Annotated in this window: 1 protein-coding gene and 1 pseudogene; both read left to right on the top strand. The window is 51.2% G+C overall.

Going from position 1 to position 363, the window contains the following annotated elements:
- A pseudogene (locus HMPREF2635_RS13525) lies at positions 1-184 on the top strand (HNH endonuclease); the annotation flags it as partial.
- A gap of 50 nt (positions 185-234) precedes the next feature.
- Positions 235-363: transposase (locus HMPREF2635_RS13295; protein WP_141761694.1), on the top strand; the 129-nt coding region annotated here is incomplete at its 3' end.

The raw sequence follows: 363 nt of genomic DNA, 5'->3' as shown, positions 1-363 counted from the left end.
CCTCCTGGCTGACTTCTTCACCCCTTCTAAACCCAATCAGGCTTTTCCCACACGCAGTCAAATCAGGCGCAAAGTCCGCGATATCTGCAAAACCCTCGATAACTCCATCGCCTACCAGGACACCCGCCCTAAAAATACATACCGGTTTTCTTCTAACGGCACGGACCTGACCCCTGTTAGGTAGACACCTGATATCCAGCCCGGTTGGGTTGGGAAGAAAGGTAATCTACCACCATGCCTAGGTACTCCGAACAGTTCAAACGTGATGCTGTGGCCCTCTACGAAAACAATGAGGACCTCTCACTCCACGCGGCTTCAGCAGAGCTAGGAGTTAATCGTTCCTCACTTTATTCCTGGCTTAAG

It is taken from the genome of Corynebacterium sp. HMSC035E02 (genome assembly GCF_001836065.1).
GTDB classification, from domain to species: Bacteria; Actinomycetota; Actinomycetes; order Mycobacteriales; family Mycobacteriaceae; genus Corynebacterium; species Corynebacterium hiratae.
Note: the sequence above shows the minus strand (reverse complement) of the source record. Positions and strands in the feature narration are given on the sequence as shown.